Source organism: Oscillibacter sp. (assembly GCF_032060045.1).
Classification (GTDB): domain Bacteria; phylum Bacillota; class Clostridia; order Oscillospirales; family Oscillospiraceae; genus Oscillibacter.
Genome location: NZ_DAMBZJ010000004.1, coordinates 115,514 through 117,939, shown reverse-complemented (window position 1 = coordinate 117,939; position 2,426 = coordinate 115,514). Strand labels below are relative to the sequence as shown.

Below are 2,426 nucleotides of genomic sequence, written 5' to 3'. Positions count from 1 at the left end.
CCTTCACAGGAACCACAAACCGCCCGTCTCGCTGGGTGATGATGCTCTCCTGCAAAACCTTGCTGTAAGCCGGAGAGGAGATGATCCGCTGGAGCACCTGCCGGCTTTTCGCTTGCGCCGCCCGCATTTTGCGGCGGATGTCATTAAGCTCTGGACTGGCGTTGTCGGAAATGGTGTCCTCGTCCAGAATGACGGACTTAATCCGCTCCTCCAAAAACCGATTGCCGTGGAGAGACAAAAACAGGTGGTCCACGGCGGTTTTCTCGCCCGTACCATCGGAAAAATATTCTCTGGTTCGCCGGGCAGCAGTTAAAAGGCCCGCGATGATCAAAAGCTCTCGTGTGTTCAGCCCGCCGCCCCGGTCCGCCCGGTCCAGCGCTTCCCCCACCGGTTTTACTCCGAAAAAGGAGGGGCTGCCCCGCAGGCCAATCATCTCCCGCGCGGCGTCAGTCTGGTCCAGCAGGCGCAAAACCTCCTCCGGTTCCGTCTCCGGCGTCAGCGCCAAGGCACGGCGCTTGGCTTCGTCGCTCACGGCCTGATCCGCCAACAGGGAAAGCACCCTGAACAGTTCCAGCGTGCGCATAGATTTTTGAAACAATTCGCTCATATTCGATCCTTTTCGTATAAAACGTCTTTAACCGTATAAAATGTATTAAAAGCTTGTCAGACTTTTATAGTAGTCCAACGTGCGGAAGCTCCGCTCAAGCTGCGCAGACACATACCGCTCCGCCGCGTTGGAAAGCTGTTCCAGTGCCTCCCCCGTCAATGTAAACGCATAGAGCCGCCCCGGTGGACCGTAGACAATGTGCCGCAAAGCGGCCACCCCCTCCGGACGCAGAGGGAGCGCTCCCCCGCCGCCCGGACCGCCGCAAGCGGCGCAGCGCAAAACGCCCTGCACCGGGTCCAGCCGCGCGTCCGCGGGATTCTCTTTGCCGCATACGGCGCATCCGTCTACCAGCGGTTCATACCCCGCAAGGCACATCAGCCGCCACTCAAAGGCAGGCTTGGCAAGCCGCCGGGGCTTTTTCAGGGTATCCAGCGCATACAACCCATTCAACAGATGGCTTAAAAGCTCCGGGGCCGGAATTTCGGGAGAGGAAACAGCCTCGGTCAACTCCGCAAAGTAAAAGCCCAGCGCCAGTGCTTCAAAATCTGCCCGCAGCCCGTCAAACAGGGACAGGGTGGTTCCCTCGTTTAAATAATACCAGTCCCCCCGGCGATTCAGCGTCAATTCGCTGTATGCAAGGGCCTGGCAGGCGGCGGCATAGCGGCAGCCTTTCCGCCGCGCCCCCTTGGCAATCACGGAGATTTTCCCATGGTCGGGGGTGAGCACGGTGAGGATTTTGTCCGATTCCTTTGTCTCCGTCTCCCGAAGCACCACGCCCCGGGTCACAAGATCGCTCACAGTTTCCCCTCCTCATTCCGGGGCGGTTGCCTCCAGAAATTCCCGGTACATCTCATAATATTCCGGCGCACCGGTGGTCCAAAACAGTGTCCAGCAGGTATCAGCCGTCACAATTCATCACCTCTTGGAGAAGTTTGTCCCATTTTGTCGAAATTATGCCCCAAGTCCCTGTAAATACCCGGGTCTGTTTCCTATTATAGCAAGGTGAACGCCGCTTCGCAAGAGGCGAGCTTCGCCCCAAACCGCGGTTGTTCGCCTTCACTGGCCGCCAATCGAATCGCCTGGCTTCCCTCCGGCCTGCCGCTGCCGTTCCAGCGCTTTTGTCAGGGCCTCGTGCATGGGCCGGACTTTTCCGGCGAGATTGTTTTTTTCAAGAACCGCCTTGATTTCTCCTCGGGTCTGAACCATTTCCTCCCGAAAGGCGGCGGCGGAAACCCGCAGCGCCCCGTGGCCCAGAATGATCATCTGCTCCGCTGCGTCGGAGGAGACGACCCGTACCCGGTGCTCCCGTCCAAGCTGATAGGTGGTCCGCTCGATATAGGCGTCGGCCGTTTCGGCCTCCCTGGTGTACACCAGATGAATATTGTGATACTTTTCCACGGTTTCCTCGCCGCCCTTGACTTTGTACGCGTCAAACACCACGATAACCCGGCATTTGCGAAAACCCTGATAATCACTCATCAAATCGCACAGCATTCGCCGCGCCGCATCCAGATTTTCCGCCGCGGCGGCCTTCAGCTCGTCCCATGCAAAAATGACGTTGTACCCGTCCACCATCAAATACTCCGGACCTGCTGGAAGAGACGCGGCGCGATAAGCCGGGGCCGCGTCGACGGCGGGCAATGGCTTTTGAAAGGTCCTGCGCTTCACGGGGCCGTAGGTCCGCTCGAAGATGGCACGCAGCTCCTTGTCCTGCTCCATGGTCCCCGCATAGGCGGCGGAGCGGGTGGACGAAGGGCCGGAATCGCTTCGCTTCATGGGCGTTCCGTCCGGAGAAAAACCGCTGTTCACATGGGCGCGG

General features: G+C 59.1%; 2 protein-coding genes and 1 pseudogene. All 3 read right to left on the bottom strand.

The features are described 5' to 3' along the window. Nucleotides 1-607 (bottom strand): annotated as a pseudogene (locus RT018_RS03200) (endonuclease MutS2); the annotation flags it as partial. 45 nt (nt 608-652) lie between these two features. Then, the gene (recO, locus tag RT018_RS03195; RefSeq protein ID WP_312939182.1) at nt 653-1,405 is read right to left on the bottom strand and encodes a DNA repair protein RecO; all 753 of its coding nucleotides are present in this window, start codon (nt 1,403-1,405) and stop codon (nt 653-655) included. A 258-nt stretch (nt 1,406-1,663) separates the two neighbouring features. Beyond that, nucleotides 1,664-2,426 (bottom strand): NYN domain-containing protein (locus RT018_RS03190; protein ID WP_312939179.1); only part of this gene is annotated, 763 nt, incomplete at its 5' end.